This window comes from Neisseria sp. DTU_2021_1001991_1_SI_NGA_ILE_055, assembly GCF_032342915.1.
In the GTDB taxonomy this organism is placed as follows: domain Bacteria; phylum Pseudomonadota; class Gammaproteobacteria; order Burkholderiales; family Neisseriaceae; genus Neisseria.
The window spans coordinates 1,565,821-1,588,225 of sequence record NZ_CP135440.1; the positions used below are offsets into that span (position 1 = coordinate 1,565,821).

Consider the following 22,405-nt stretch of genomic DNA (forward strand, 5'->3'; position numbering starts at 1 on the left):
AAAATCTGATAATCGGTTACATGATCCTACTAAACGGATTTTTCTATGCCTAAATCATGAAAATCCGACCATAAAAAAAGGCCGTCTGAAACCTTGATGACAACTTTCAGATGACCTCCATAACGGATTAAAATAAGCTTTTCCACTTGTACCGGATTCAAACCATGAACACTTCCGCCTTTTTCCCCCACATCACCCTTATCGGCGTCGGTTTAATCGGCGGTTCGTTCATGCTGGACCTCAAACGCTTGGGGCTAGTGCAAAGCGTTACCGGCATCGACACCAATGCCGACAACCTCAATTACGCGCTCGACTGCGGCATCATCGACCATGCCTACCCGAATATTTGCGCCGAAAGCATCGGCCATGCCGATTTGGTTTTGATTGCCACGCCTGTCTCTGTCCTGCCTGACGTATGCCGCGACATCAAGCCTTTCTTAAAAGAAACGGCCTGCGTTTCCGATGTCGGCAGCACCAAACAATCGGCACTCGATGCCTTCCGCACCCACTTGTCCGAGCGCCTGCCGCAATGTTTTGCCGCCCACCCGATTGCCGGTTCGGATCAAAGCGGCGCAAAATCCGCGCGTTGCGGTTTGTTTCAAAACAGCCGCCTGATCATTACCTTGCACGGCCAAGAGGCTTCAGACGGCCTAAGACGGTTGAAAAGCCTGTGGCAGGCGGTTGGTTCGCAGATTTTCACTATGAGTGCCGAAGAACATGACAATATTTTTGCCGCCGTTTCCCACTTGCCGCACTTGACCGCCTTTGCCTATGTCCACGCTTTGTTCGACCATCCGCACGGCAAAGACTATCTCCCCTATGCTGCTACTGGCTTTCGCGACTTTACCCGCATTGCCTCCAGCCACCCTGCCGTCTGGACAGACATCTGCCTGGCCAACCGCCCCGCCCTGCTCAAGCTGACCGGCGATTTGAAAGAACAATTATCCAAATTGGAACAGCTCCTTTCAGACGGCAACAAAACCGAGCTTTACCGCTATTTTGAAGAAGCCGCACAAATGCGTAATGACTGGCTGAAAAACCGTTAAACCTGTTTTCAGACGGCCTGATGCCTTCTCGGCCAAACCTTCATCACAATAAAAAGGGCATCTGTTTAGATGCCCTTTTTTTGATTTCTTACGACTTTAACCAACGTTTCACTCAGTCTTTCAAACGGAACTCAGCCGCCCTGGCGTGCGCAGTCAAACTTTCGCCATGCGCCAACACGCTGGCGGTTTTGCCCAACTTCTGCGCGCCTTGTTCTGAAACCTGAATCAGACTGGAGCGTTTTTGGAAATCATATGTTCCCAAAGGAGAAGAGAAACGCGCCGTGCGGCTGGTCGGCAAAACGTGGTTGGGACCTGCGCAATAGTCGCCCAGGCTTTCACTGGTATAACGTCCCATGAAAATCGCGCCGGCGTGGCGGATTTTTTTCGCCCACTCTTGCGGATTCTCAACCGACAATTCCAAGTGTTCGGGAGAAATATAGTTGGCGATTTCGCAGGCTTCGTCCAAGTCTTTAGCCAAAATCATTGCGCCGCGGTTGCCCAATGAAGCTTCAATAATCGCACGGCGCGGCATGGTTTCGATCAAGCGGTTCATGGCCGTCTGAACTTCGTCCAAATACGCTTGGGAAGTACCGATCAAAATCGCTTGTGCAATTTCATCGTGTTCCGCCTGACTGAACAAATCCATCGCCACCCAATCGGCAGGCGTCGTACCATCGGCAATCACCAAAATTTCAGACGGCCCTGCCACCATATCAATGCCGACCACGCCGAACACGCGTCGCTTGGCCGCAGCGACAAAAGCATTGCCCGGGCCGGTAATCTTATCGACTTGAGGCACGGATTCCGTACCATAGGCCAAAGCCGCAACCGCCTGTGCGCCGCCGACCGTAAACACTTTGGTTACACCGGCCACGAAAGCAGCCGCCAACACGATATCGTTGCGCTCGCCTTTCGGAGTGGGAACGACCATGATGATTTCTTTCACGCCGGCAACGTGGGCAGGCATAGCATTCATGATGACGGAACTCGGATAAGCGGCTTTACCACCCGGAACATAAATACCGACACGGTCAAGCGGTGTAATCTGTTGGCCCAAAAGCGTGCCGTCTTCGTCTTCGTAAGTCCACGACTCCATTTTTTGGTGTTTATGGTAGCTTTCCACCCGTCTCGCGGCCGTTTTCAAGGCCGTCTGAATGTTTTCGGGCAAACGCTCAAACGCAGACTGCAAATCGTCTTGCGTCAGGATTAAATCGTCGATGGTTTGAGCGGATGTACCGTCAAAGCGGTTGGTGTATTCAATCAGCGCCGCATCGCCGCGTTTTTGAACATCGGCGCAGATGTCGGCAACAATACGGTCGATTTCAGGATTTTGCGCGGTTTCAAAAGCAAGTAACGCTTTAAGTTCGGCTTGAAAATCAGGGGATTGAGTGTCGAGTTTCTTCATGGTTTGCTCTCTTCCTTGTTTCGTTCCTATTGTTTTCAGACGGCCTCAGCCACACACAGGCCGTCTGAACATTATCTTTTCAAAAAACCTTTTTTCTGCAAAAACGCCAACATATGCGGCCGCACGGGATTGCCCAAGGTTTTGGCCAGCGATTCCTTCCAAGGGATCGGACTGCCCTTGCGTAATTCATAATAATCCGCTACTGCCTGATTATAGGCTTCAACCGCATCGACATTCAGGCTCGGACAAGCGTTTTCGGCGTACACCATTTCCTTCGGCAGGCGCGGTTTGAACGGCGGGTCTTGGTCAGGATAACCGAGGCACAACCCCACCAAAGGCACACAATAATCCGGCAGGCTCAATACCTCCGACACTTTTTGCGCATCATTACGCAATGCGCCGATATACACGCCGCCCAGCCCAAGCGATTCGGCGGCAAGCAATACGTTTTGCGCCATAATGCCTGCATCGACCGCGCCAATCAGGGTGACTTCCGCCCAATCAATTTGCGCATCGGGAAACATCGCCTTGTGTTTGGAAAAATCGATGCAAAACAATAAAAATTCCGCACAATGGACAATATAAGGTGCGCTTCCAGTCGCTTCATGTATTCCCTGCCTCAGCGCAAGGTCGGATACGCGGATGATGGAAACGCATTGCAGGTTGTTGGAAGTCGAAGCCTGCTGCCCCGCACGCACCAGCGTATCGAGGATTTCATCGGTAATCGGCTCGGAAGTAAACCTGCGGATGGAACGATGGGAAAGAATCGTATCAAGTGTCGGCTTGCTTTGCATCATGACGGGGCTTTCAAACTGGGTTGGCAAACAGGTTTGCAATGTCTATCCAAAATTTTCAGACGGCCTTAGCGGCATTTTCAAATGCCTGAATAATCGGATTCAACAGCGCATATTTGGTTTTCAACGCCGCCTTGTTGACCACCAAGCGGCTGGAAATATCAGCCACATGTTCTACAGCTTCCAAACCATTGGCCTTCAACGTATTGCCGCTGGAAACCAAATCAACAATCGCGTCGCTCAAACCGACCAAAGGCGCAAGCTCCATCGATCCGTACAGTTTGATGATGTCAACATGCACACCTTTGCCGGCAAAATGTTCGGCGGTGATGTCGGGATATTTGGTGGCAATCCGCAAACGGCTGCCGGGTTGGGAAGCAGCGGCATAATCAAAACCTTTTTTAACTGCAACCATCATGCGGCATGAAGCAATGTGCAAATCCAAAGGTTGATACAAACCGTCTCCGCCATGCTCGATCAGCACATCCTTACCGGCAATGCCGAAGTCCGCCGCACCATATTGCACATAAGTCGGCACATCGGTCGCACGCACAATCACCAAACGGATATTGTCATGATTGGTACCAATAATCAGCTTGCGCGATTTTTCCGGCTCTTCCGCAGGCACAATACCGGCGGCGGCCAACAGCGGCAGGGTTTCCTCAAAAATCCGTCCTTTGGATAAAGCAATCGTTAAAAGTGTGTCGGTCATTTTTTTCTTCTCCTTTGCCGTATCAAAAGCAAGAAGGCCGTCTGAAATCCACAACCTATTTCAGACGGCCTCAACTACGGTTTTACAATAAAGTTTTCACATCGGCTGCAATCGTTTCAGGCTCGCTGCCATAAGGCGAGAAAATCGCCACTTCACCGTTTTTATCAATCAAATATGCACCTGAAGAGTGGTCGACCAAATAGTTTTCACTGTCTTCTTTTTGGTTAACTTTAGCCGATACCACACGGTATTGCTGTTTGATGACAGGCAGGCTTTGATCGCCGGTGGCCGTCAGGCCGATAAAATCAGGGTTGAACTGTTTGGCGTATTTGCCGATTACTTCAGGCGTATCGCGCTCAGGGTCGATGCTGACGAATACCACTTTCACGTCTTTAGCCTGGTCGCCCAATTGTTTTAAAGTATCGCTGTAAGTCAGCAACTCGGTCGGGCACACGTCAGGACAATGGGTATAACCGAAAGACAGGATAACCACTTTGCCTTTCAAATCGCTCAGGCTGAAAGGTTTGCCGTCGCCATCGGTCAATGTAAAATCGCCGCCAATGTCTTCTTTGCGCATATCGGTACCACGCGCTTGCGCTTTGGCAGTAGATTCACCGGAAGCGGCCGGTGCGGCAGAAGCGGCAGGCGCCGAAGAAGCCTCTTTGGCTTCCTCTTTAGGCTGACAAGCAGCCAGGGTGGCCAACGCAATAGCACTGAGTAAGAAAGTTCGTGTAACGGAAAGCATAAATTTTCTCCAAAACCGTTTCAAATAAATAAGGCCAAACAACCACCCGGCCAGTCTAAAAACAAAACATCTTCATATTAACGCGTTTGACACATTAAAAGTAGCCCTTTTTGCAGATAAATACCGTTTTTTTGTTTTAAAAACCTACCTTCCATTTGGACAGGCATTAAACTTAAAAAGTTTAATTCATTAAAAATCAAATAAATATAAAAATAATTCAATTTTTTTTCAAATACCGCTTTACAAGATTCAAGAACTCGCTATAATGACGACTTCTTCGCTAGCCCAGGTGGCGAAATTGGTAGACGCAGGGGACTCAAAATCCCCCGCCGCAAGGTGTGTCGGTTCGAGTCCGACCCTGGGCACCAAATTTAAAAAACCTCTTGATTCAGTCAAGAGGTTTTTTGCCATTCGTCATTTGCAAAAACCTTCTCCTTACTCAAACTGTCAACAATCCATCCACACCAAGATCAATAAAACTGTTTTTTTATTTCTTTAAAATCAACCTTCAATCTATTTTCCCATTTCAAATGTTAAAAGATGAAAGATTTTATCTTGATTGAACAGTCGGTTTGCGTTATCTTTTCTACTCTTTTTCACAAACTCTGTGTTCCTTTCCAATTGTTTGGACAGTCTGACTGTCGCCGTATTCCCTCAATGCGCGTACCCTAAATCGCTGCTTGGCGGAATTGCATTACAGGTGCTGTGGTGAGGCGGATTGTTCCTATTGGTTAGAAACCGCATAAAAGAGGTCAATATGCAATTATCAGGCGCACAAATCGTCGTGCAAAGTCTCAAAGCCGAAGGTGTTGAATATGTATTCGGCTATCCCGGTGGTGCGGTTATCGAAATCTACGATGCCATTTTCCAACTCAACAAATTCAAGCACATTCTGACCCGCCATGAGCAGGCAGCCGTACATGCGGCAGATGCCTATGCCCGCGTCAGCGGCAAAGTCGGTGTGGCCTTGGTAACTTCCGGCCCGGGCGTAACCAACGCATTGACCGGCATTGCCACTGCGTACAGCGATTCTATCCCCCTGGTCGTCATCAGCGGCCAAGTGGGCAACTCCCTCATCGGTACAGATGCGTTCCAAGAAGTGGATACGGTCGGCATTACCCGCCCTTGTGTTAAACACAACTTTTTGGTTACCAATATTGGCGAGCTGGCTGATACGATTAAAAAAGCCTTCCAAATTGCCGCCAGCGGCCGTCCGGGCCCCGTTGTCGTCGATATTCCTAAAGACGTAACTCAAGCGATGGCAAAATTCAGCTATCCGCAAGAAGACATCTTCATCCGCTCCTACCAACCGGTTGTACAAGGCCACATCGGCCAAATTAAAAAAGCCGTACAAATGCTGGCTTCTGCCAAACGCCCCATCGTTTACTTCGGCGGCGGCGTGGTATTGGGCAACGCCTCAGATGAACTGACCCAATTTGTCCGCATGACCGGCGTACCCTGCACCGGCACATTAATGGGCTTGGGTGCATACCCTTCCAGCGACCGCCAATTCTTGGGCATGTTGGGCATGCATGGCACTTACGAGGCCAATTTGGCGATGCAAAATGCAGACGTCGTTTTGGCAATCGGCGCTCGCTTTGACGACCGCGTGGTTTCCGTACCGTCAAAATTCTTGGATAAACCCAAAAAAATCATCCATATCGACATCGACCCGTCCAGCATTGCCAAACGCGTTAAAGTGGACATCCCGATTGTCGGCGATGTCAAAAACGTATTGACCGAAATGATTCATCTGTGGGGCAAACAAGAAACTGCGCCTTCAGCCGACTCATTGGACAAATGGTGGAAAACCATCGAAGAATGGCGTTCGCACAACTGCCTGTGGTTTGAAAACGACAGCGAAATCATCAAACCGCAATACGTTGTTCAAAAACTGGCAGAAATTACCAAAAACTCAGCCATTATTACTTCCGACGTTGGCCAACACCAAATGTTTGCCGCTCAATATTATCCATTCGAGCGTCCCCGCCAATGGCTCAATTCCGGCGGTCTGGGTACGATGGGTGTAGGCCTGCCTTACGCCCTCGGTGCCAAACTGGCGGCTCCGGAACAAGACGTCTTCTGTATCACAGGCGAAGGCTCTATTCAAATGAATATCCAAGAGCTGTCCACCTGCTTCCAATATAATGTCCCCATCAATGTCGTTACATTGAACAATGGCTATTTGGGTATGGTTCGCCAATGGCAGGAGCTGTATTATGGCAACCGCGAATCGGAAACCTATTTCGATTCATTGCCCGACTTTGTCAAACTGGCCGAATCCTACGGCCATATCGGCATCCGTGTGGACAAAAAATCCGACGTCGAAGGCGCCCTGTTGGAAGCATTAAACCAAAAAGACCGTTTGGTATTCCTCGACTTTTTGACAGACAAGAAACAAAACGTACTGCCTATGGTCGGCAACGGCAAAGGTTTGGATGAAATGGTTCTGCCGCCGCACATGCGCGATATTGCAAAAGCGTAAGGAGAAAGAAATGCGACATATCTTATCTATTCTGATGGAAAACGAATCAGGTGCGATGAGCCGTGTGGTAGGTTTGTTCTCCGCACGCGATTACAACATCGATTCCCTGGCCGTAGCCCCAACCGAAGACAAAACCTTGTCCCGCATGACCATTGTCACCCACGGCGACGAGCACGTCATCGAGCAAATCACCAAACAACTCAACAAACTGATTGAAGTTGTCAAAGTGGTTGACTTGAACGAAAGCCGTTTTGTCGAACGCGAACTGATGTTGGTAAAAGTCCGCGCCGTCGGCAAAGACCGCGACGAATTCCTGCGATTGACCGAAATCTACCGCGGCAGCATTATTGACGTAACAGACCGCAGCTATACCATCGAAATCACAGGTTCTACCGAAAAACTCGACTCTTTCCTCGAAACAGTCGGTCGTGCTCAAATTTTGGAAACCGTACGTACAGGCGCAGCCGGCATCGGCCGCGGCGAGCGTATTTTGAAAATTTAACGCTGTATCGTTCAGACGGCCTGTTACTTTCAACAAAGGCCGTCTGAAAAACAGCAGGAGACAAACATGTCAAGCATCCAAATCGTTGCATTAGTTACCGTCAAACCCGAATACACCGAGGTTCTGGCTGCCCAATTTAAAGAATTGGTCAAAGCCAGCCGTGCAGAAGAAGGCAACATCAGCTACGACCTGCACCAAGAAATCGGCAAACCCAACCGTTTCGTATTCGTAGAAAATTGGAAATCCCAAGCAGCTATTGACGAACACAATGCCAGCGAACATTTCCAAAACTTCGTCAAATCCATCGAAGGAAAAACCGAAGCATTGGAAATCGTCTTGATGAACCAAGTCCCCGCTTAACCCCTATTACTTTTAACTCAACCCGGATTGTCCGGAACCCTCTTACACTAAGGAAATAAAATGCAAGTTTATTACGATAAAGACGCTGACCTTTCTCTGATCAAAGGCAAAACCGTTGCCATCATCGGTTACGGCTCACAAGGTCACGCACACGCAGCAAACCTGAAAGACTCCGGCGTAAATGTCGTCATCGGTCTGCGCCAAGGCGGCTCTTGGAAAAAAGCCGAAGCAGCCGGCCACGACGTGCGCACCGTTGCAGAAGCAACCAAAGCAGCCGATGTTGTAATGATTCTGTTGCCTGACGAAAACCAACCTATCGTATACAAAAACGAAATCGAGCCTAACTTGAAAGAAGGCGCAGTATTGGCGTTTGCCCACGGCTTCAACGTACACTACAACCAAATCGTACCTCGCACCGACCTCGACGTTATCATGATCGCCCCTAAAGGCCCAGGCCACACCGTACGCAGCGAATTCCTGAAAGGCGGCGGCGTACCTTCCCTGATCGCCGTTTACCAAGATAAAAGCGGCAAAGCCAAAGACATCGCTCTGTCTTACGCAGCAGCCAACGGCGGCACTAAAGGCGGCGTAATCGAAACCAACTTCCGCGAAGAAACTGAAACCGACCTCTTCGGCGAACAAGCCGTATTGTGCGGCGGCGTGGTCGAATTGATCAAAACCGGCTTCGAAACTCTGACCGAAGCAGGCTACGCCCCAGAAATGGCCTACTTCGAATGCCTGCACGAAATGAAGCTCATTGTTGACCTGATTTACGAAGGCGGCATCGCCAACATGAACTACTCCATTTCCAACAATGCAGAGTACGGCGAATACGTGACCGGCGTCGAAGTCATCAATGACAAATCCCGCGAAGCCATGCGCAATGCCCTCAAACGCATCCAAACCGGCGAATACGCTAAAATGTTCATCCAAGAAGGTGCCGTCAACTACGCCAGCATGACAGCCCGTCGCCGTCTGACTGCTGATCACCAAATTGAAAAAGTCGGCGCTCAACTGCGTTCTATGATGCCTTGGATTGCCAAAAACAAACTGGTTGACCAAGACAAAAACTAATCTGTCTTTCAATCAAATAAAACCTGCCCGAGCAATCAGGCAGAGACCTTTGCAAAATTCCTCAAAATCCCCTAAATTCCCACAAAGACATTTAGGGGATTTTTCATGAGTACCTTCTTCCAGCAAACCGCACAAGCCATGATTGCCAAACACATCGACCGCTTCCCGCTATTGAAGTTGGATCAGGTGATTGATTGGCAACCGATCGAACAATACCTGAATCGTCAAAAAATCCGTTACCTCCGAGACCACCGCGGCCGTCCCGCCTATCCCCTGTTGTCCATGTTCAAAGCCGTCCTGCTCGGACAATGGCACAGCCTCTCCGATCCCGAACTCGAACACAGCCTCATCACCCGCATCGATTTCAACCTGTTTTGCCGTTTTGACGAACTGAGCATCCCCGATTACAGCACCTTATGCCGCTACCGCAACTGGCTGGCGCAAGACGACACCCTGTCCGAACTACTGGAACTGATCAACCGCCAACTGACCGAAAAAGGCCTAAAAATAGAGAAAGCATCCGCCGCCGTCGTTGATGCCACTATTATTCAGACCGCCGGCAGCAAACAGCGCCAGGCCATAGAAGTTGATGAAGAAGGACAAGTCAGCGGCCAAGCCACACCGAGTAAAGACAGCGATGCCCGTTGGATAAAGAAAAACGGTCTCTACAAACTTGGTTACAAACAACATACCCGTACCGATGAGGAAGGCTATATCGAGAAACTGCACATCACTCCCGCCAATGTCCATGAGTGCAACCATCTTTCCCCTTTGTTGGAGGGTATTGCCGAAGGCACGACCGTCTATGCCGACAAAGGCTACGACAGTAAGGAAAACCGGCAACATCTGAAAGAGCATCGGTTGTTAGACGGCATTATGCGTAAAGCCCACCGCAACCGTCCGCTGACGGAAGCACAAACCAAACGCAACCGATATTTGTCGAAGACCCGTTATGTGGTCGAACAAAGCTTCGGTACGCTGCACCGTAAATTCCGCTACGCCCGGGCAGCCTATTTCGGGCTGATCAAAGTGAGTGCGCAAAGCCATCTGAAGGCGATGTGTTTGAACCTGTTGAAAGCCGCCAACAGGCTAAGTGTGCCTGTTGCTGCCTAAAAGGCGGCCGGATGCCTGATTAATCAGGTATCCAAGGGGGATTAAGGGGGGATTTGGGTAGAATCAGTGGATATTTGAAACAAAAACAGCCGAAAACCTGTGTTTAGGTTTCGGCTGTTGGGGAAAAGGAATTTTGCAAAGGTCTCAGACTGCTAAAGATATATTCATTTATCTTTGGCTACTGTCCTGATTAATTCATCAAATAAATTCAAAACATAATCTAAGCATAAAAAAATGCGGCCTAAATAGGCCGCATTTACTTTGCTTCGTCTTTTCAGACGGCCTTTTCAGGCCGTCTGAAAGTCAGATTACCATTGGTAACCAACTGCTGCGGTAGCACCGAAGTGACCACGTGAGTTGCCGGAAGCAGTACCTTTGATGATCCAGTTACCACCATCGGAGATGCTAGAGAAGCCGACAGCGTAACCGGTTTCACCGCGGTAGTGACCGCCACCGATAGCCAACATGCTCTTACCTGGCAAGTAAGCTTGTGGCAGACCGGCAGTAGCCAAGGCTTGAGCCACACCTGCGCGGGCGTTGTTGTCAACCTTGTTCACATTGCTGTTCACATCGCCGAATTTTTGGTTCAGCTGGTCAACGTTAACCGCATCGGTACCGTTCTTACCTGGAGCAACATTTTTAATAGTAGTGTTGCCGGCATCGATACCACCTTGGTTGATGGTTACAGGACCTGCTTTCAGTTCGTTAGTAGTAACACTGTTAGCAGTAACACTGTCAACGGTCAGTTCACGGTTCAAGCTGACTTTCAGCGCATCGCCGTCTTTCTTAACGAAGATGTTTTGAACTACTCTCTCTTTACCTGTCACTTTGTCAGTGAACTTAGTACCGGCATCACCTTTGATCTGAATAGTGTTATTCAGTTTTTTGGAGATAGAACCGTCAGTAGTACCAGTCTCGTCAACCAGACCGAAGGTGCCATCAGCATCTTTACCGTCTTTACCGTCTTTACCATCTTTCACGGTTGCAGTAGAAGTAGAGATGACTTTACCGTCTTTATCGAAGTTGTTGATAGTGATGGTAGAAGTACCTTGAGTTTCATCACGCTCAACTTTACCTTCAGCAGACTTACCGTTTTCACCATCTTTCACAACTTTAGAAGTGGTATCGATGACTTTGCCATCTTTATCCAGGTTTCTAACAGTGATAGTGGTTTCACCTTTAGCATCATCACGTGTAACTTCAGCTTCAGCTGACTTACCATTGTCACCGGTATCACCTTTAGCGCCTTGATCACCAGTATCACCTTTAGCACCGTCTTTAACGATGGTGGTAGTGGTATTACCTTCGCCATCAGTGATGGTTACAGTGTGAGTGCCGTTGCCGTTGTCTTTAACTTCGGCTTTAGCATTCTTACCGTCTACACCGTCTTTAACGATAGTGGTAGTGGTATTACCGTCGCCATCGGTGATAGTTACAGTGTGAGTGCCGTTGCCGTTGTCTTTAACGTCAGCTTTAGCATTCTTACCGTCTGCACCAGTGTCACCTTTAGCACCGGTATCACCTTTAGCACCGGTATCACCTTTAGCACCAGTGTCACCTTTGTCGCCTTTAGCGCCTTGGTCACCTTTAATACCTTGGTCACCTTTATCGCCTTTATCGCCTTTGACACCTTTATCGCCTTGGTCACCTTTGGCACCGGTATCACCTTTAGCACCAGTAGCACCGTCTTTAACGATAGTGGTAGTGGTATTACCTTCGCCGTCAGTGATGGTTACAGTATGAGTGCCGTTACCGTTGTCTTTAACTTCAGCTTTAGCATTCTTACCGTCTACACCGTCTTTAACGATAGTGGTAGTGGTTTTACCTTCGCCATCAGTGATGGTTACAGTGTGAGTGCCGTTGCCGTTGTCTTTAACTTCGGCTTTAGCATTCTTACCATCTACACCGTCTTTAACGATGGTGGTAGTGGTTTTACCTTCGCCATCGGTGATGGTTACAGTATGAGTGCCGTTGCCGTTGTCTTTAACTTCGGCTTTAGCATTCTTACCGTCTGCACCAGTGTCACCTTTAGCACCGGTATCACCTTTAGCACCAGTGTCACCTTTGTCGCCTTTAGCGCCTTGGTCACCTTTAATACCTTGGTCACCTTTATCGCCTTTGTCGCCTTTGACACCTTTTTCGCCTTGGTCACCTTTAATACCTTGGTCACCTTTAGCACCGGTATCACCTTTATCACCTTTGGCACCGGTATCACCCTTAGCTGCAGCTGTACCATCTTTAACAATGGTAGTAGTGGTATTACCGTTACCGTCTTTGATGGTTACAGTGTGAGTACCGTCGCCGTTGTCTTTAACTTCGGCTTCAGCGTTCTTACCGTCTGCACCGGTGTCACCTTTGGCACCAGTTGCACCGTCTTTAACGATGGTGGTAGTAGTGTTACCGTTACCGTCTTTGATGGTTACAGTGTGAGTGCCGTTGCCATTGTCTTTAACTTCGGCTTCAGCGTTCTTACCGTCTTTAACGATGGTAGTAGTGGTGTTACCTTCACCATCGGTGATGGTTACAGTATGAGTACCGTTGCCGTTGTCTTTAACGTCAGCTTTAGCGTTCTTACCATCTACGCCGTCTTTAACGATAGTAGTAGTGGTATTACCTTCGCCATCGGTGATGGTTACAGTGTGAGTGCCGTTGCCGTTGTCTTTAACATCAGCTTTAGCGTTCTTACCGTCTGCACCGTCTTTAACGATAGTGGTAGTGGTGTTACCTTCGCCATCGGTGATGGTTACAGTGTGGGTACCGTTGCCGTTGTCTTTAACTTCGGCTTTAGCATTCTTACCGTCTGCACCGGTGTCACCTTTAGCACCAGTTGCACCGTCTTTAACGATGGTGGTTGTGGTGTTACCGTTACCGTCTTTGATGGTTACAGTATGAGTACCGTTGCCGTTGTCTTTAACGTCGGCTTCAGCGTTCTTACCGTCTTTAATGATGGTAGTAGTAGTTTTACCGTCACCGTCTTTGATGGTTACAGTATGAGTACCGTTGCCGTTGTCTTTAACGTCGGCTTCAGCGTTCTTACCGTCTTTAATGATGGTAGTAGTAGTTTTACCGTCACCGTCAACAACAGTCACTGTGTGAGTACCATTGCCGTTGTCTTTAACGTCGGCTTTGGCATTCTTACCGTCTGCACCGGTATCACCTTTCGCGGCGGCTTTACCGTCTTTAACGATGGTGGTAGTAGTTTTACCGTCACCGTCAACAACAGTCACAGTGTGAGTACCGTCACCGTTGTCTTTAACTTCGGCTTTAGCATTCTTACCGTCTGCACCGGTATCACCTTTGGCACCAGTTGCACCGTCTTTGACGATGGCAGTAGTAGTGTTACCGTTACCATCTTTAATGGTTACAGTGTGAGTACCGTCGCCGTTGTCTTTAACTTCGGCTTCAGCGTTCTTACCGTCTTTAACGATGGTAGTAGTGGTATTACCTTCACCATCAGTGATGGTTACAGTGTGGGTACCGTTGCCGTTGTCTTTAACGTCGGCTTTAGCATTCTTACCATCTGCACCGTCTTTAACGATAGTGGTAGTGGTGTTACCTTCGCCATCGGTGATGGTTACAGTGTGAGTACCGTTGCCGTTGTCTTTAACTTCGGCTTTAGCATTCTTACCGTCTGCACCGGTATCACCTTTGGCACCAGTTGCACCGGTTGCACCGGTAGCGCCAGTTGCACCGTCTTTAACGATGGTAGTAGTGGTATTACCGTTACCGTCTTTGATGGTTACAGTATGAGTACCGTTGCCGTTGTCTTTAACTTCGGCTTCAGCGTTCTTACCGTCTGCACCGTCTTTAACGATAGTGGTAGTGGTGTTACCTTCGCCATCGGTGATGGTTACAGTGTGGGTACCGTTGCCGTTGTCTTTAACGTCGGCTTTAGCATTCTTACCATCTACACCGTCTTTAACGATAGTGGTAGTGGTGTTACCGTCACCGTCAGTGATGGTTACAGTGTGGGTACCGTTGCCGTTGTCTTTAACGTCGGCTTTGGCATTCTTACCGTCTGCACCGGTATCACCTTTGGCACCAGTTGCACCGTCTTTAACGATGGTAGTAGTGGTGTTACCGTTACCGTCTTTGATGGTTACAGTGTGGGTACCGTTGCCATTGTCTTTAACTTCGGCTTCAGCATTCTTACCGTCTGCACCAGTTGCACCGGTAGCGCCAGTTGCACCGTCTTTAACGATGGTAGTAGTGGTATTACCGTTACCGTCTTTGATGGTTACAGTATGAGTGCCGTTGCCGTTGTCTTTAACTTCGGCTTCAGCGTTCTTACCGTCGGCACCAGTGTCACCTTTGGCACCAGTTGCACCGTCTTTAACGATGGTAGTAGTGGTATTACCGTTACCGTCTTTGATGGTTACAGTGTGAGTACCGTCGCCGTTGTCTTTAACGTCGGCTTCAGCGTTCTTACCATCTGCACCAGTGTCACCTTTGGCACCAGTTGCACCGTCTTTAACGATGGTAGTAGTGGTGTTACCGTTACCGTCTTTGATGGTTACAGTGTGAGTACCGTCACCGTTGTCTTTAACTTCAGCTTCAGCGTTCTTACCGTCTTTAACGATAGTGGTAGTGGTGTTACCTTCACCATCAGTGATGGTTACAGTGTGGGTACCGTCGCCATTGTCTTTAACTTCGGCTTTAGCGTTCTTACCATCTACACCATCTTTACCATCTTTAACGATAGTAGTAGTGACTGAACCGGTCTCAAGATCAGTAATAGTGATTGTATGGGTACCGTCACCATTATCTACAACTTCACCTGTGATGCTGCCACCTTTTTCACCAGTATCACCTTTAGCGCCGGTATCACCTTTTTCACCTTTGTCGCCAGTTGCGCCAGTTGCGCCGGTGTCACCTTTTTCACCTTTGTCGCCGGTTGCGCCAGTTGCGCCGGTGTCACCTTTTTCACCTTTGTCGCCGGTTGCGCCAGTTGCGCCGGTGTCACCTTTTTCACCTTTAGCGCCAGTAGCACCGTCTTTACCGTCTTTACCGTCTTTTACAGTGACAGTAGTAACTGTACCAGTATCCGTCTCGGTAATAGTGATTACATGGGTACCGTCTTCTTTATCTACAGTTTCAACAGTGAGGCTACCGCCTTTTTCGCCTTTTTCGCCGGTTGCACCAGTAGCGCCGGTATCACCTTTAGGGCCAGCAGGACCAGTATCGCCTTTTTCACCTTTAGCACCAGTTGCACCAGTATCGCCTTTTTCGCCTTTAGCACCAGTTGCACCAGTATCGCCTTTTTCGCCTTTAGGACCAGTAGCGCCGGAAGCACCAGTAGAACCACCGCCTACTACGCTCAGGGTGTATTCGTTAGTGCCGTTTGAAGTCATTTTCAGACCTTCACCAGCGATCAGTTTCAGAGGATTGTTTGTTGAATTTGGATTGTATTTGAATGTACCTTCAGCAGGTGAGCTACCGCTGCCATTGTGGCCTGAGAATACGAACGGATTCAGGTTTTCGATGCGGTTTGCTACGGCAAACAATTGAGAGCCGTTGATTGCATCGGTAGAAGTTGCATTGATACGACCTGCGGCAACGTTTTGAATTTGACGTTCGTTACCTGCAGAGCCTACAGACAATACTGCGCCGTTATTCAAGCTGCTGGTTGCACCTGCGAAACCACCGTAAGTGTAGTTGCCAACAGTAGCGCTGTTAGTAGGTGCGAATGCGCTGGTTGTAGAGCCGTTACCCAGGGCTACGCTGTTTTCGATAGTAGATTTAGCTTCTGTACCCAAAGCCAGAGTGTTTTTGGCTGTTGCTTGAGCACCGTTACCCAGGGCAGTTGCAAATTCGCCACCATTAGCTTGAGCACCACGACCCAATGCAATCGCTTGTTTAGAAGCAGCGTTACTTTGTACACCCAAAGCTACTGAGTATTTGCCAGTCGCTGTAGCAGCAGGACCGAATGCAGCAGCAGAAGTACCATCAGCTACAGAGCCACGACCGATTGCTACGTCAGAACCTTGTTTGGCTTGAGCGTCGCCACCCAATGCTACCGCGCCGTTTGCCAGAGCTTTAGAACGCTCACCGATAGCTGTTGCTACGATACCGGTTGCTTGAGCTTCTGTACCGACTGCCATTGCAGAACCGGCATTATTCACTACGCCGTCGCCATCAGAACCAGTTGAAGTACCATTGGCTTGAGCGTTGTAACCTACAGCAACGTCAGCAGTTTTGTTTGCAGTTGCGCCGTTACCTTGAGCGATAGAGTTATTACCAATAGCATTAGAAGCAGTACCTTGGGCAACAGAGTTGTCGCCGATAGCTTTAGATTGAGTACCCAAAGCGATAGAGTTGTTACCGGTTGCTTTAGCAGCAGAACCTGCTTTATTACCCAAAGTACCATCCAGCGCACCGCCAATAGCTACAGAATTTTCACCTGTAGCATGAGCAGATGCACCACCGGCAAATGAGCCTGCGCCATTAGCCTGAGACAACACGCCGACAGCTGTAGAACGCAAACCTGTTGATTCAGCATAAGCACCGATACCAATTGCGTTATCGCCTCTAGAAACTGTTTTAGTACCGACAGCAATGGAATTATTGTTAGCCGCAGTAGCAGTTTGACCCACAGCAATAGCATTAGACTCAGCAGCAGTAGCGTTAGAACCTACAGCAATTGCAGCTTCTTTATTGGCTTGCGCATATGGACCAACCGCAACTGTCAGATTACCTTCTGCTTTTGTATACGAACCGACACCGACAGCTTGAACACCTGACGCATTTGAGCTAGTACCCATTGCAATCGCGTGATCTTGTTTTGCTACGCTATCTTTACCGACAGCAATCGCATTTGTCCAAGCACCCGAAGCATTTCGTCCAATAGCTATAGAATCTTGATGTGATGCATTTGCGTGAGTACCCACTGCAACAGCCGCAGCACTTGCATGAGAATTATCACCGACAGCGGTTGCAAATTGCGCTGATGCATTTGCACGGTTACCGTATGCACTTGCGGAGTCTTGAGTAGCAGTCGCACGGTTACCTACTGCAGTCGCACGAATTTGAGTTGCTTGGGCTACATTACCGATTGCAACAGAAGCTTCGCCACTTGCAATAGAGCTTACACCCATTGCAGTTGAAGCACCGCCGGTTGCTTGGTTGTTATTACCTACAGCCAAAGATGAGTTTTTGTCTGCAATGTTATTAGCACCGTAAGCGATAGTACCATCTTGGCTGCTGGCAGTATTTTGATAACCCACTACAACAGAGTTCACACCAACGTTTCTGTTAGAACCGTTTAAAGTGCCATCAGGAGTGATGTTTACTGCGCTATTACGCAAATCCACATTTGCCTCTGCTCCAGCAGATGCCATCAAAGCACCTGCTGCAACCACTGCAGCAGCTACGGCTTTACGCTTGTCAGAAGCGGATTTTTTGCCGTGCGCATGGCTGATTTCGGAAACCGCGGTCCATGTCTGGGTCGCGTGGTTCCAAATGACTTTAAAGACTTTATTCATATCGATTTTCCTGTAAGGGGTTTGATTTCTTTTGGGACGTGTTGCTCGGCTGTAAACCGCCTGTCCACACATTTGCCGCATTTCAGAGTTTCCCCTTTATGCGGTTTCATGCCGTAATCTCCTGTATGCAATTCCCGTGCCAAAAGTCTCCACTCGGCCGAATAACAGCTAAAAGCCTGTTTTATGGGATTTTATGCTGATACATTTTGGGAAGCTTGTGAAGTTTGGGAAACGATGTGCCGTTTTTTGTCAGCTTGTTTCTTAACCAGTCACTTTTTGTCAGCTTCTTTCAATGCATTCGGAATCCTTGTCCAAATTTTATATGCGTTTGGTTTCGTAAATCAACTCTTCCGATAAAGTGTTATTTTTTCGGACTCAACGGTCATGCCCGTTAGATTTACTTGTTGCTTTTTTAAACGGATTTTCTAGCTATTTGATTTTACTTTTTTATTCTCAAACAATAATGATTACTAAATAATATATGATTTAAATAGTTTCTTTAGTGATAGATTTAAATGTGGGCTTTTATTTAGAGAATTAATGAAATTTGTATTGAAGATCAGTTTGAAACGTGTAACGGGTTTGTATGGCCTGTTTTCAGACGGCCTTTGACATTTCCTAACATATAAATAGTAACCAAATGATACGAATTTATGCGCTATTGAGCCGATGGACAGCGTTAAAAAGGCAAGTGTAAAACTTGCCTTTACGTTTGGAATCGGTCTGTTTTCTATGGTGTAACACCATGCCGTATTTCAGACGGCCTTACCAACGGAATGTTTGGGTTACGCCTGCGGAAGCGCCGTTGTTGCCGGCATAGCCGTAGCCGCCGGTATGGCTGGAGGCGCAGGCGGTGAGTGTGGCGAGGGTCAGGATGAGGAGGATGTGTTTCATGTTTTTTTCTCTGAGTGGGTTGGTTTTAGACTTGGGACGTTTTGTTGCCGTATGAATCGGAATGGATATGGCTTTGTTGCTTTGTCTTGATTTAATGTATTGAAAAAGGCCGTCTGAAATCGGTTTTCAGACGGCCTTTATTTTATATCAGCTTATTAGTAACAAGAATATTTGAAATCCTAACTACTTATCCGCCCTGCTTACTCATCTGCAGTCAAACGGCGAATAAAAGCAGCAAAGCTGTCGGCAATATATTCTTCATGAAAATTATCCAAATAAATATTGATAACCGGTGGCTCACCATCGGCATTTATGTTGCGATAATCCAGCGCAAAAAATCCGTGTCCGCTATCTTCTTCGGCAAAGTAAACGCCAATATGCGGTAATGCGTGATTTTTAGGATCTTCCAAAAAACGACTGCCCATTTTACCGCACAGGGCATTATTATTCGTAAAACCAATTCCATATATACCACGAACCATAAGTTCGCATTCATATCCATCCGTATCGGTATAACGAAAAAAATAACGTTTCAAACTACCGCCGTTTTTCAGGCGCATCAAAGCTATATAGTCAATAGGCAGAGAATAGCCCAGCTCCTCTTCCACATGCGCAATAATCTCATCCGTAAGCGGCGTATCCCCTTCAAAACCTTCGCCATAGTTAACAAAAAGATTGGCAGCAAAATCTGCCAACTCGGTTTGGCTAAAAGACATGACTTATCCCATATATTAAAACTTAGGCCGTCTGAAATCGGTTTTCAGACGGCCTTTATTTTATATCAGCTTATCAGTGGCGGAAATGGCGGATGCCGGTTACGACCATGGCGATGCCGTGTTCGTCCGCTGCGTCAAAGACTTCTTGGTCGCGCATGGAGCCTGCGGGATGGATGATGGCTTTGATGCCCTGCTCGGCAATGACATCTACGCCGTCGCGGAATGGGAAGAAGGCATCGGAAGCGGCACATGCGCCGTTTAAGTCTAAGCCTGCGTCCTGCGCTTTGCGGGCAGCGATGCGGGTGCTGTCCACTCGGCTCATTTGGCCTGCGCCGATGCCGTAGGTTTGGCCGCCTTTGCCGAAGACGATGGCGTTGGATTTGACGTATTTGGCGACGTTCCAGACAAACAGCAAATCGTTCCATTCTTGCTCGGTCGGTTGGCGTTTGGAGACGACTTTCAAATCGGCGCGGTTGATGCGGTGGATGTCGGGGGTTTGTACCAACAGTCCGCCGCCGACGCGTTTGAGTTCAAAGCGGTTGGCACCTGCTTCGAGCGGCACTTCCAATACGCGTACATTTTTCTTGGCGGCGGCGATTTCGAGGGCTTCGGCGGTGAACTTCGGCGCCATGAGGACTTCCATAAATTGGTTTTCGGTAATTTGTTTGACGGTTGCGCCGTCCACTTCGCGGTTGAAGGCGATGATGCCGCCGAATGCGCTGGTGGTGTCGGTGGCGTAGGCGAGTTTGTAGGCGGTCAATGTATCGGCTGCAACGGCAACGCCGCACGGATTGGCGTGTTTCACGATCACACAGGCCGGCGCGTCAAAAGATTTGACGGCTTCCCAGGCGGCATCGGCATCGGCAATGTTGTTGTAAGACAATTCTTTGCCTTGCAGCTGTTTGTAGGCGGAAAGGCTGCCTGCGGCGGGGTAAATATCGCGGTAGAACGCGGCGCGTTGGTGCGGATTTTCGCCGTAGCGCATGTCTTGCACTTTAATCCAGCTTTGGTTGAACTGGCTTGGGAATTCGCCGATTTGGGGCTGACCGCTCAAGACGTCGTCTGAAAGCGAGGTTAAGTAGTTGGAAATCATGCCGTCGTATTGGGCGGTATGGCTGAATGCTTTGCGTGAGAGGTTGAAACGGGTTTTGTCGCTCAAGGCGCCGTTGTTGGCTTCGAGTTCGGCGGCGATGGCCGGGAAATCGGCGGTGTCGGTAACGATGGCGACGTGTTTCCAGTTTTTCGCGGCAGAGCGCACCATGGTCGGGCCGCCGATGTCGATATTTTCAATCGCATCTTCCAGTGTGCTGTTTGGTTTGGCGATGGTGGCGGCGAAGGGGTAAAGATTGACGCACACTAAATCGATATTGCCGATGCCGTGTTCTTCCATCTTGGCGACGTGTTCGTCTAAATCGCGACGGCCGAGGATGCCGCCGTGGATTTTCGGATGCAGGGTTTTCACGCGGCCGTCGAGCATTTCGGGAAAACCGGTATAGTCGGCAACTTCGATAACGGGAACGCCTGCATCAGCCAAGAGCTTTGCTGTACCACCGGTAGAGAGGATTTCTACACCGAGCTTGGTCAGGGTTTGGGCAAATTCGACTGCGCCTGTCTTGTCGGACAGGCTGATCAGGGCGCGTTTGATGGAAGACATTTGGATTTCCTTTGTTGAAGGTTTAATCGATATGGGATGAATTTTCAGGGCGGTATTATCCGCTATTTTCGCCTTTTTGGCAGTAGGTTTTTATAGATATTGTTGACAATTTTATTGTAAAAGGCCGTCTGAAACTTGGTTTCAGACGGCCTGATGTTTTTGCCTATTTAAATCCCATTTTCTTCGCTACGCATACTGCGCCTGCCATGCCTGCGCATAAGGGCATGAGTAAGGCAACGGGGGCGTAGGTGAGTTCTAAAACAAAGACGATGGCCGTCAGGGGCATTTTGAGGGAAACGCCGAGGAAAACGGCGGCACCGACAACGGCCGCGCTTTCGGACGACATGGCAGGAAAGAAAGTATTCCACGCGGCTGCGGCGGCAAAGGCGATGGTGCTGCCGAGCATCATGGACGGGGTAATCAGGCCGCCGTATGCACCTGCCGCCAGCGCCATCAAGACGACCAGCCATTTGACGGCGGTCAGCTCAAGGCTGTGTTGCCAGTCGGTCAATCCGCCAAAGGTCAGTTGGTTGCCTGCTTTGCCGTTGCCCAAAATTTCGGGAAACCAAACGGCAATCGCGCCGATGAGTGCAAACATACAGACGGCCAAGGGAATGATTTTGATGTTGTCGCGCTTGATGAAGGGGAATTTTTGGGCGGTGCGCTGGAAAAAGACGGCGGTTGCGCCCAGTATCGGGCCGATGATGGCGGAAAACCAAAGTAATGATGTGTTGATGGAAAGGTTGGCCGGATGATATTGCTGCACGTCGCCCAAGCCGATGCGTGCGACGGCGGTGGCGATGACGGAAGTCAGCAATGCGGCGGCGACGGCTTGCTGTGTCCATACGCCCAGCATGGCTTCGAGGATGAAAAGTGTGGAGGCAAGCGGCACGTTATACACGGCCGCCAAACCTGCACCCGAGGCGCAAGCTATGACCAGCCTTGCGTCGTCTTCGCTCAGCCCGAAACGGTTGACGCCGACCGAGGCGAAAGCGGCGGTCATTTCGCGCGGCGCAACTTCGCGGCCGAGCGGCGAGCCCAGCCCGACAGTAATGATTTGCAACAGGGCATGGCTGACGGTTTCAAAAAACGGAAAACCGGCAAGCGGATTTTTAACCACGGCTTTGATACCCGGTTGCGGCCTGCCGTAGCGTTTGAGCAACCACCACCCCAAGCCGACCACCACGCCGCAAAAGGCCACGACCACGATACGCCGCGCAGGACTTGCCTGCGCTACGCCCTCTCGGAATGAAACATATAGGCCGTCTGAACCGTAACCATAGGCAAGATGTTGAATCGTATGCATGATTTCGGTTAATACAATGCCGACCATGCCGCCGATGATGCCGGTAATGATGAGGGCGGCCCAGAGTTTATGAGTGTCTTTCACGGGATTTGACTTGAGGTAGTAATGGTTTGATCAA

Annotated in this window: 15 protein-coding genes and 1 tRNA gene; 7 read left to right on the forward strand and 9 right to left on the reverse strand. The window is 49.2% G+C overall.

Features of this window, described 5'->3' with window-relative positions:
• The first annotated feature begins 164 nt into the window (after positions 1 to 164).
• Positions 165 to 1,046, forward strand: coding sequence for a prephenate dehydrogenase (locus RRV97_RS07345; RefSeq protein ID WP_293197841.1), 882 nt, complete (start codon positions 165 to 167; stop codon positions 1,044 to 1,046).
• Positions 1,047 to 1,158: 112 nt separating this feature from the next.
• Here RRV97_RS07345 and hisD read toward each other — a convergent pair whose 3' ends face one another.
• The 4 genes from hisD to RRV97_RS07365 form a co-directional block, all read right to left on the reverse strand.
• Complete coding sequence (gene hisD / locus RRV97_RS07350) at positions 1,159 to 2,451, reverse strand: histidinol dehydrogenase (protein ID WP_070825920.1); 1,293 nt, start codon at positions 2,449 to 2,451, stop codon at positions 1,159 to 1,161.
• 71 nt (positions 2,452 to 2,522) lie between these two features.
• Positions 2,523 to 3,248: an oxygen-insensitive NADPH nitroreductase gene (nfsA, locus tag RRV97_RS07355; protein WP_315611148.1), complete on the reverse strand. Its 726-nt coding sequence runs from the start codon at positions 3,246 to 3,248 to the stop codon at positions 2,523 to 2,525.
• 55 nt (positions 3,249 to 3,303) lie between these two features.
• Positions 3,304 to 3,957, reverse strand: a complete 654-nt coding sequence (gene hisG / locus RRV97_RS07360; RefSeq protein WP_315611149.1) for an ATP phosphoribosyltransferase — start codon at positions 3,955 to 3,957, stop codon at positions 3,304 to 3,306.
• An 82-nt stretch (positions 3,958 to 4,039) separates the two neighbouring features.
• Positions 4,040 to 4,702 carry an SCO family protein gene (locus tag RRV97_RS07365; RefSeq protein WP_049349096.1) on the reverse strand — a complete coding sequence of 221 codons (663 nt, stop codon included), beginning with the start codon at positions 4,700 to 4,702 and terminating at the stop codon, positions 4,040 to 4,042.
• 283 nt (positions 4,703 to 4,985) lie between these two features.
• On the opposite strand from RRV97_RS07365, the gene RRV97_RS07370 reads away from it, so the two are divergent.
• The 6 genes from RRV97_RS07370 (at position 4,986) to RRV97_RS07395 (ending at position 10,236) form a co-directional block, all read left to right on the forward strand.
• Positions 4,986 to 5,070 (forward strand) — tRNA-Leu (locus RRV97_RS07370).
• Between the two features lie 389 nt (positions 5,071 to 5,459).
• Positions 5,460 to 7,187: a biosynthetic-type acetolactate synthase large subunit gene (ilvB, locus tag RRV97_RS07375; RefSeq protein WP_070625001.1), complete on the forward strand. Its 1,728-nt coding sequence runs from the start codon at positions 5,460 to 5,462 to the stop codon at positions 7,185 to 7,187.
• A 10-nt stretch (positions 7,188 to 7,197) separates the two neighbouring features.
• Positions 7,198 to 7,689, forward strand: a complete 492-nt coding sequence (gene ilvN / locus RRV97_RS07380) for an acetolactate synthase small subunit (protein ID WP_296116250.1) — start codon at positions 7,198 to 7,200, stop codon at positions 7,687 to 7,689.
• A 66-nt stretch (positions 7,690 to 7,755) separates the two neighbouring features.
• Positions 7,756 to 8,049, forward strand: a complete 294-nt coding sequence (locus RRV97_RS07385) for a putative quinol monooxygenase (RefSeq protein ID WP_003748478.1) — start codon at positions 7,756 to 7,758, stop codon at positions 8,047 to 8,049.
• Positions 8,050 to 8,109: 60 nt separating this feature from the next.
• A complete protein-coding gene (gene ilvC, locus RRV97_RS07390; protein ID WP_315611150.1) occupies positions 8,110 to 9,123 on the forward strand; it encodes a ketol-acid reductoisomerase in 1,014 nt (337 codons plus the stop codon).
• Between the two features lie 105 nt (positions 9,124 to 9,228).
• Positions 9,229 to 10,236 carry an IS5 family transposase gene (locus tag RRV97_RS07395; protein ID WP_315611151.1) on the forward strand — a complete coding sequence of 336 codons (1,008 nt, stop codon included), beginning with the start codon at positions 9,229 to 9,231 and terminating at the stop codon, positions 10,234 to 10,236.
• Between the two features lie 308 nt (positions 10,237 to 10,544).
• On the opposite strand, the gene RRV97_RS07400 is transcribed toward RRV97_RS07395, so the two are convergent.
• The 5 genes from RRV97_RS07400 to RRV97_RS07420 form a co-directional block, all read right to left on the reverse strand.
• Positions 10,545 to 17,717 (reverse strand): YadA-like family protein, encoded by a 7,173-nt coding sequence (locus tag RRV97_RS07400; protein ID WP_315611152.1) that lies wholly within the window; start codon positions 17,715 to 17,717, stop codon positions 10,545 to 10,547.
• Positions 17,718 to 18,482: 765 nt separating this feature from the next.
• Positions 18,483 to 18,611 carry a hypothetical protein gene (locus RRV97_RS07405; RefSeq protein WP_256388401.1) on the reverse strand — a complete coding sequence of 43 codons (129 nt, stop codon included), beginning with the start codon at positions 18,609 to 18,611 and terminating at the stop codon, positions 18,483 to 18,485.
• 200 nt (positions 18,612 to 18,811) lie between these two features.
• Positions 18,812 to 19,327, reverse strand: coding sequence for an SMI1/KNR4 family protein (locus tag RRV97_RS07410; protein WP_315611153.1), 516 nt, complete (start codon positions 19,325 to 19,327; stop codon positions 18,812 to 18,814).
• Positions 19,328 to 19,400: 73 nt separating this feature from the next.
• Positions 19,401 to 20,981, reverse strand: coding sequence for a bifunctional phosphoribosylaminoimidazolecarboxamide formyltransferase/IMP cyclohydrolase (gene purH, locus RRV97_RS07415; RefSeq protein ID WP_315611154.1), 1,581 nt, complete (start codon positions 20,979 to 20,981; stop codon positions 19,401 to 19,403).
• Positions 20,982 to 21,144: 163 nt separating this feature from the next.
• Positions 21,145 to 22,314 (reverse strand): chloride channel protein, encoded by a 1,170-nt coding sequence (locus tag RRV97_RS07420; protein WP_315612250.1) that lies wholly within the window; start codon positions 22,312 to 22,314, stop codon positions 21,145 to 21,147.
• Positions 22,315 to 22,405: the final 91 nt, after the last annotated feature.

Bases quoted from the DNA above. Each gene is read 5' to 3' on its own strand.
- RRV97_RS07345 (WP_293197841.1), top strand. From the start codon at position 165: ATGAACACTTCCGCCTTTTTCCCCCACATCACCCTTATCGGCGTCGGT.
- hisD (WP_070825920.1), bottom strand. From the start codon at position 2,451: ATGAAGAAACTCGACACTCAATCCCCTGATTTTCAAGCCGAACTTAAA.
- nfsA (WP_315611148.1), bottom strand. From the start codon at position 3,248: ATGATGCAAAGCAAGCCGACACTTGATACGATTCTTTCCCATCGTTCC.
- hisG (WP_315611149.1), bottom strand. From the start codon at position 3,957: ATGACCGACACACTTTTAACGATTGCTTTATCCAAAGGACGGATTTTT.
- RRV97_RS07365 (WP_049349096.1), bottom strand. From the start codon at position 4,702: ATGCTTTCCGTTACACGAACTTTCTTACTCAGTGCTATTGCGTTGGCC.
- ilvB (WP_070625001.1), top strand. From the start codon at position 5,460: ATGCAATTATCAGGCGCACAAATCGTCGTGCAAAGTCTCAAAGCCGAA.
- ilvN (WP_296116250.1), top strand. From the start codon at position 7,198: ATGCGACATATCTTATCTATTCTGATGGAAAACGAATCAGGTGCGATG.
- RRV97_RS07385 (WP_003748478.1), top strand. From the start codon at position 7,756: ATGTCAAGCATCCAAATCGTTGCATTAGTTACCGTCAAACCCGAATAC.
- ilvC (WP_315611150.1), top strand. From the start codon at position 8,110: ATGCAAGTTTATTACGATAAAGACGCTGACCTTTCTCTGATCAAAGGC.
- RRV97_RS07395 (WP_315611151.1), top strand. From the start codon at position 9,229: ATGAGTACCTTCTTCCAGCAAACCGCACAAGCCATGATTGCCAAACAC.
- RRV97_RS07400 (WP_315611152.1), bottom strand. From the start codon at position 17,717: ATGAATAAAGTCTTTAAAGTCATTTGGAACCACGCGACCCAGACATGG.
- RRV97_RS07405 (WP_256388401.1), bottom strand. From the start codon at position 18,611: ATGAAACACATCCTCCTCATCCTGACCCTCGCCACACTCACCGCCTGC.
- RRV97_RS07410 (WP_315611153.1), bottom strand. From the start codon at position 19,327: ATGTCTTTTAGCCAAACCGAGTTGGCAGATTTTGCTGCCAATCTTTTT.
- purH (WP_315611154.1), bottom strand. From the start codon at position 20,981: ATGTCTTCCATCAAACGCGCCCTGATCAGCCTGTCCGACAAGACAGGC.
- RRV97_RS07420 (WP_315612250.1), bottom strand. From the start codon at position 22,314: ATGGTCGGCATTGTATTAACCGAAATCATGCATACGATTCAACATCTT.